General features: G+C 72.7%; 4 protein-coding genes. All 4 read left to right on the top strand.

Annotated features, from left to right (window positions below):
• Positions 1-164 precede the first annotated feature (164 nt).
• The 4 genes from NFU81_RS33725 (at position 165) to argF (ending at position 6,704) form a co-directional block, all read left to right on the top strand.
• Complete coding sequence (locus tag NFU81_RS33725; protein WP_251498881.1) at positions 165-1,682, top strand: 3' terminal RNA ribose 2'-O-methyltransferase Hen1; 1,518 nt, start codon at positions 165-167, stop codon at positions 1,680-1,682.
• The gene (locus NFU81_RS33720) at positions 1,679-4,252 is read left to right on the top strand and encodes a polynucleotide kinase-phosphatase (RefSeq protein ID WP_251498878.1); all 2,574 of its coding nucleotides are present in this window, start codon (positions 1,679-1,681) and stop codon (positions 4,250-4,252) included. The genes NFU81_RS33725 and NFU81_RS33720 overlap by 4 nt, the downstream gene beginning before the upstream one ends.
• Before the next feature lie 74 nt (positions 4,253-4,326).
• Positions 4,327-5,550 (top strand): arginine deiminase, encoded by a 1,224-nt coding sequence (locus NFU81_RS33715; RefSeq protein ID WP_251498875.1) that lies wholly within the window; start codon positions 4,327-4,329, stop codon positions 5,548-5,550.
• A 140-nt stretch (positions 5,551-5,690) separates the two neighbouring features.
• The gene (gene argF / locus NFU81_RS33710) at positions 5,691-6,704 is read left to right on the top strand and encodes an ornithine carbamoyltransferase (RefSeq protein ID WP_251498872.1); all 1,014 of its coding nucleotides are present in this window, start codon (positions 5,691-5,693) and stop codon (positions 6,702-6,704) included.
• Positions 6,705-6,711 lie beyond the last annotated feature (7 nt).

Here is a 6,711-nt window from a genome sequence, read left to right as displayed (position 1 = left end):
CCGCCTGATCGGCGGTTGCTGCCGCGTCGGACCGTCCACCGTCACAGCGGTGCGGGCCGCGCTCCCCGACGTACCGTGACCTGGGCACTCGAGGCGGCCGCCGCCGGCGGGTGCGCGCGGAAAAGGCCTGGGCCGGGGGAGATCAGGCAGGGATACTCGTTCAGGTGTTCCTGACGATCTCCACCACAGGCAGCGCCGCGGGTCCGGCAACCGACCTCGGGTTCCTGCTGCACAAGCACCCGGACAAGGCCCAGGTGTTCTCGACCTCCTACGGCGACGCGCACGTCTTCTACCCCGAGGCGGAGGCGGAGCGCTGCACGGCCGCGCTGCTGCTCGAAGTCGATCCGCCCGCGCTCGTGCGGCGCGGGCGGGGCAAGAGCAGGGGCGGGGCGCCCGACGCGGCGCTCGCGCAGTACGTCAACGACCGGCCCTATGCCGCCTCGTCGCTGCTCGCGGTGGCGCTGCGGACGGTGTTCGCCAGCGCGATGCGCGGCGACTGCCGCGCGCTGCCGGAGCGGGCCGCGGCGCCGCTGCCGCTGCGGATCGAGGTGCCGGCGCTGCCCGCCCGCGGCGGACCGGCGCTGGTGGCCCGGCTGTTCGAGCCGCTGGGCTGGCAGGTGACGGCCGAGCCGGTGCAACTGGACGGGCAGTTCCCCGAGTGGGGCGACTCGCGCTACGTGCGGCTGGTGCTGGAGGGCGAGCTGCGGCTGTCCGACGCGCTGCGGCACCTGTACGTCCTGCTGCCGGTGCTGGACGACGCGAAGCACTACTGGGTGTCGGCCGACGAGGTCGACAAGCTGCTGCGGTTCGGCGAGGGCTGGCTGGCCGGGCACCCCGAGCAGCAGCTGATCACCCGGCGCTACCTGGCCCGCCGCTGGTCGCTCACCCGGGAGGCCAACGAGCGCCTTGAGCTGGTGCGGCTGGCCGACGCCGACGACGTGGAGGTCGAGGAGATCGACAACGCCGTCGAGGCGGAGCAGCCGGAGGGCGAGCAGGAGCGCCCGACGCCGCTTGCGGTGCAGCGCCGGGAGGCGATCCTCGCCGGGTTGCGTGCGGCTGGCGCCGCCCGGGTGCTCGACCTGGGGTGCGGCCAGGGCCAGTTGGTGGCCGCGCTGCTCAAGGAGCCGCGCTTCACCGAGGTCGTCGGCGTCGACGTGTCCGTGCGCGCGCTGGAGATGGCCGCCCGCCGGCTGCACACGGACCGGATGGGCGAGCGGCAGTCCGCCCGCCTGACGCTGCTGCAGGGGTCGCTGGCGTACACCGACAAGCGGCTCAAGGGCTATGACGCGGCGGTGCTCAGCGAGGTCGTCGAGCACCTGGACCCGCCGCGGCTGCCTGCGCTCGAACACGCCGTCTTCGGCGCCGCCCGCCCTCGGACGGTGATCGTGACGACGCCGAACGTCGAGTACAACGTGCGCTGGGAGACGCTGCCGGCCGGCCACCGGCGGCACGCCGACCACCGCTTCGAGTGGACCCGGCAGGAGTTCCGCGACTGGGCGCAGGCGGTGGCCGACCGCTACGGCTACTCCGTGGAGTTCCTGCCGGTCGGCCCGGACGACCCCGAGGTGGGGCCGCCGACCCAGCTCGCGCACTTCACCGGCGGCGGTACCGAAGAGAAGAAGACCCACGGCAAGAACGGCCCGAACGACACGAACGACAGAAAGAAGGAGGACGCGGCATGACCGGCAACGACCCGGACGGCATCACCGCTGCGCCCCGCACGCTCGCCGTCACCGACCTCTCCCTCGTGGTGCTGATCGGCGCCACCGGCTCGGGCAAGTCCACCTTCGCCGCCCGGCACTTCGCGCGCACGGAGGTGCTCTCCTCCGACTTCTGCCGCGGCCTGGTCAGCGACGACGAGAACGACCAGAGCGCGTCCCGCGACGCCTTCGACGTGCTGCACTACATCGCGGGCAAGCGGCTCGCCGCCGGCCGCCGCACCGTGGTGGACGCCACCAGCGTGCAGCCGGAGGCCCGCAGGCAGCTGGTGAACCTGGCCCGGGAGCACGACGTGCTGCCGATCGCCATCGTGCTCGACGTCCCCGAGCAGGTGTGCGCGGAGCGCAACGCGGCCCGCCCGGACCGGGCCTCCCTGCCCCTGCACGTCATCCAGCGGCACCAGCGCGAGCTGCGGCGCTCGCTGCGCGGCCTGGAGCGCGAGGGCTTCCGCAAGGTGCACATCCTGCGCGGCACCGCGGAGATCGACGCCGCCGAGATCGTCACCGAGCGCCGCTACAACGACCTGAGGCACCTGACCGGGCCGTTCGACATCATCGGCGACGTCCACGGCTGCAGCTCCGAGCTGGAGTCGCTGCTGGCCAAGCTGGGTTACGACGACGGCCGGCACCCGGCAGGCCGTACCGCGGTCTTCGTCGGCGACCTGGTCGACCGCGGCCCGGACAGCCCCGGCGTGCTGCGCCGCGTCATGGACATGGTCGAAGCGGGCACCGCCCTGTGCGTGTCGGGCAACCACGAGAACAAGCTGAGCCGGCACCTGCGGGGCCGCCGCGTCCAGCTCACCCACGGGCTGGCCGAGACGGTCGAGCAGCTCGCCCGCGAGGACGAGCACGACCCGGAGTTCCGCGGCCGTACCGCCACCTTCGTCCGCGACCTGATCAGCCACTACGTCCTGGACGGCGGCCGGCTGGTGGTCTGCCACGCGGGCCTGCCGGAGAAGTACCACGGCCGCACCTCGGGCCGGGTCCGCTCGCACGCGATGTACGGCGACACCACCGGTGAGACCGACGAGTTCGGCCTGCCGGTCCGCTACCCGTGGGCCGAGGACTACCGCGGCGCCGCCGCCGTGGTCTACGGCCACACGCCCGTCCCCGCCACCTCCTGGATCAACAACACCCTGTGCCTGGACACCGGCGCCGTCTTCGGCGGCCGGCTGACCGCCCTGCGCTGGCCCGAGCGCGAGATCGTGGACGTGCCGGCCGAGCGGGTCTGGTACGAGCCGGTCAGGCCGCTGGTGTCCGAGGCGCCCGGCGGGCGCGAGGGCCGCCCGCTGGACCTGGACGACGTCGCAGGCCGCAGGATCGTCGAGACGGCCCTGATGGGACGGCTCGCGGTGCGCGAGCAGAACGCGGCGGCGGCGCTCGAGGTGATGAGCCGCTTCGCCGTCGACCCGCGGCTGCTGGCCTACCTGCCGCCGACCATGGCGCCCTGCGCCACCTCCACCGAGGACGGCTACCTCGAACACCCCGCGGAGGCCTTCGCCTCCTACCGTGCCGACGGGGTGCGGCAGGTGGTGTGCGAGGAGAAGCACATGGGCTCCCGGGCCGTCGCCCTGGTCTGCCGCGACGAGGCGGCCGCCGCCGAGCGGTTCGGCGCCGGAGCCGGGGTGACCGGGACGCTGCACACCCGCACCGGACGGCCGTTCTTCGACGACGCCGGCGTCACCGAGGCGGTGCTCGACCGGGTGCGCTCCGCCGTCGCGGCGGCCGGCCTGTGGGAAGAGCTGGACACCGACTGGCTGCTGCTCGACGCCGAGCTGCTGCCCTGGTCGCTCAAGGCGTCCGGGCTGCTCCGCAAGCAGTACGCGGCGGTCGGCGCGGCCGCAGGCGCCGCCTTCCCACCGGCCGTGGCCGCGCTGGAAGCGGCGGCGGCCCGGGGCGCGGACGTCGGCGAACTGCTGGCCCGGCAGCACGAGCGGGCCGCGGACGCGCAGGCGTTCACCGAGGCGTACCGCCGCTACTGCTGGACCACCGACGGGCTGGACGGCGTCCACCTCGCGCCCTTCCAGCTGCTCGCCGCCCGCGACCGCAATCTGGCGGGCGAGCTGCCGCAGGACCGGCAGCTCGCGCTCATCGACCGGCTGGTCGACGCCGACGTCTCCGGGCTGCTGCGCACCACGCGCCGGCTGGTCGTCGACACCGGCGACGAGGCGTCGGTCGCGGCCGGTACGGACTGGTGGCTCGCCCTGACCGCGGCCGGCGGCGAGGGCATGGTGGTCAAGCCGCTCGCGGCCCAGGCCCGCGACGGCGACGGCCGCCTCGTCCAGCCGGGCGTCAAGTGCCGGGGCCGCGAGTACCTGCGCATCATCTACGGCGCGGAGTACACGCGCCCGGGCCACCTGGCCCGGCTGCGGCAGCGGGCGCTCGGCCACAAGCGGTCGCTCGCCCTGCGCGAGTACGCGCTCGGCATGGAGGCGCTGGACCGCGTCGCCGCGGGTGCGCCCCTGTGGCGTGTCCACGAGGCCGTGTTCGCCGTCCTGGCCCTGGAGTCGGAGCCGGTGGACCCGCGTCTGTAGCCCCGCGTCTGTAGCCCCGCGTGTGCAGCCCCCCACCAGGGGAGCAGGGGGTTACAGCGGCAATACTGGCTGTTATGGGATTTCACGTGGACTCCGAGACCGGGCGGCTGCGCCGCGTCATACTGCACCGGCCCGACCTGGAGCTGAAACGGCTCACGCCCACGAACAAGGACGCGCTGCTGTTCGACGACGTCCTGTGGGTGCGCAGGGCGCGCGCGGAGCACGACGGTTTCGCCGACGTGCTCCGCGACCGCGGAGTCGAGGTGCACCTGTTCGGCGACCTGCTGACCGAGTCGCTGGAGGTGCCCGCGGCGAAGGCGCTCGTGCTGGACCGGGTCTTCGACGAGAAGGAGTACGGTCCGCTGGCCACCGGCCCGCTGCGGGAGGCGTTCGACGCGCTTCCCGCGGCGGAGCTGACCGAGGCGCTGGTCGGCGGGATGACGAAGCGCGAGTTCCTCGACCGCTTCGCCGAGCCGGTCTCGGTCCGCTTCCACGCCATGGACCTGGACGACTTCCTGCTGGCACCGCTGCCCAACCACATCTTCACCCGGGACACCTCGGCCTGGGTCTACGACGGGGTCAGCATCAACGCGATGCGCTGGCCGGCCAGGCAGCGCGAGACCGTGCACTTCGAGGCCATCTACCGGCACCACCCGCTCTTCGCGGACGGCGGCTTCCACATCTGGTCGGAGGGCCAGAACGCGTACCCCTCGACGATCGAGGGCGGCGACGTGCTGGTGATCGGCGCCGGCGCGGTGCTGATCGGGATGAGCGAGCGCACCACCCCGCAGGCCGTGGAGATGCTGGCCCGCGGGATGTTCGCGGCGGGTTCCGCGCAGACCATCGTGGCGCTCGACATGCCCAAGCGCCGGGCTTTCATGCACCTGGACACGGTGATGACGATGGTCGACGGGGACACCTTCACGCAGTACGCGGGCCTGGGGATGCTGCCGTCGTACACCATCGAACCGGGCGGCGAGGAGGGCGAGCTGAAGGTCACCGACCACGCCCCCGAGCACATGCACCGGGCCATCGCGGCGGCCCTCGGCCTGGACGCGGTCAAGGTGCTGACCGCGACGCAGGACGTGCACGCGGCCGAGCGCGAGCAGTGGGACGACGGCTGCAACGTGCTGGCGGTGGAGCCGGGCGTGGTGGTGGCGTACGAGCGCAACGCGACCACCAACACCTTCCTGCGCAAGCGGGGTATCGAGGTGATCGAGATCCCGGGCAGCGAACTGGGCCGGGGGCGCGGCGGGCCGCGCTGCATGAGTTGCCCGATCGAGCGGGATGCGGTGTGAGCTGCGCCGCTGACGGGAATCCCGGTGACAGGGGGAGTCGCAGCAGCGCCGCGGGAGCCACGAGAAGGGTCTGTATAAGAATGCCTATCCTCGTATAGACTTCCATGGTTGCCGATCAACCACCGACCGAGGAGTCCCGCATGGCCGTCGATCTCAAGGGCCGCCCCTTCGTCAAGGAGCTGGACTTCACGCCCGAGGAGTTCCTCGGTCTGATCGAGCTGGCCGCCGACCTCAAGGCGGCCAAGCGGGCTGGCGTGGAGGAGCCGCGGCTGCGCGGCCGCAACATCGCGCTGATCTTCGAGAAGACCTCCACCAGGACCCGCTGCTCCTTCGAGGTCGCCGCGGCCGACCAGGGCGCCGCCACCACGTATCTGGACCCGGCCGGTTCGCAGATCGGGCACAAGGAGTCGGTCAAGGACACCGCCCGGGTGCTGGGCCGGATGTTCGACGCCATCGAATACCGCGGCGCCAGCCAGACCGCGGTCGAGGAGCTCGCCGTGCATGCCGGTGTGCCGGTCTACAACGGGCTCACCGACGACTGGCACCCCACCCAGATGCTCGCCGACGTGCTCACGATGGTCGAGCACAGCGGCGGCGGGGTCGCGGACCTCGTCCCCGGCGGCGTGGTCTTCGCCTACCTCGGCGACGCCCGGTTCAACATGGGCAACTCCTACCTGATCACCGGCGCGCTGCTGGGACTCGACGTGCGCATCGTCGCGCCGCGCGCGTACTGGCCGAGCGAGGACGTCGTCGCCCGCGCCAGGAAGCTCGCCGAGGCCACCGGCGCGACGATCCTGCTCACCGAGGACATCGCCGAGGGCGTCCTGGACTGCGACTTCGTGGTGACCGACGTGTGGGTCTCGATGGGCGAGCCCAAGGAGGTGTGGGCCGAGCGGATCGCCGCGCTCGCGCCGTACGCGGTGACCATGGACGTGCTGCGGGCCACCGGCAAGCCGGACGTGAAGTTCCTGCACTGCCTGCCCGCCTACCACGACCTCGGCACCGAGGTCGGCCGGCTGATCCACGAGCAGTACGGCCTGAGCGAGCTTGAGGTCACCGACGAGGTCTTCGAGTCGAAGCACTCGGTGGTCTTCGACCAGGCGGAGAACCGCATGCACACGATCAAGGCCGTCCTGGTCGCGACCCTGGCCTGACCCGGAC

The organism is Actinacidiphila cocklensis (genome assembly GCF_907177275.1).
GTDB lineage: Bacteria > Actinomycetota > Actinomycetes > Streptomycetales > Streptomycetaceae > Actinacidiphila > Actinacidiphila cocklensis.
The sequence above is the reverse complement of the archived record's forward strand: the minus strand, read 5'-3'. Positions and strand labels throughout refer to the sequence as shown.

What these genes read in the sequence shown, in the direction of transcription:
- NFU81_RS33720 (WP_251498878.1), top strand. Translation starts at nt 1,679, where the DNA reads ATGACCGGCAACGACCCGGACGGCATCACCGCTGCGCCCCGCACGCTC.
- NFU81_RS33715 (WP_251498875.1), top strand. Translation starts at nt 4,327, where the DNA reads ATGGGATTTCACGTGGACTCCGAGACCGGGCGGCTGCGCCGCGTCATA.
- argF (WP_251498872.1), top strand. Translation starts at nt 5,691, where the DNA reads ATGGCCGTCGATCTCAAGGGCCGCCCCTTCGTCAAGGAGCTGGACTTC.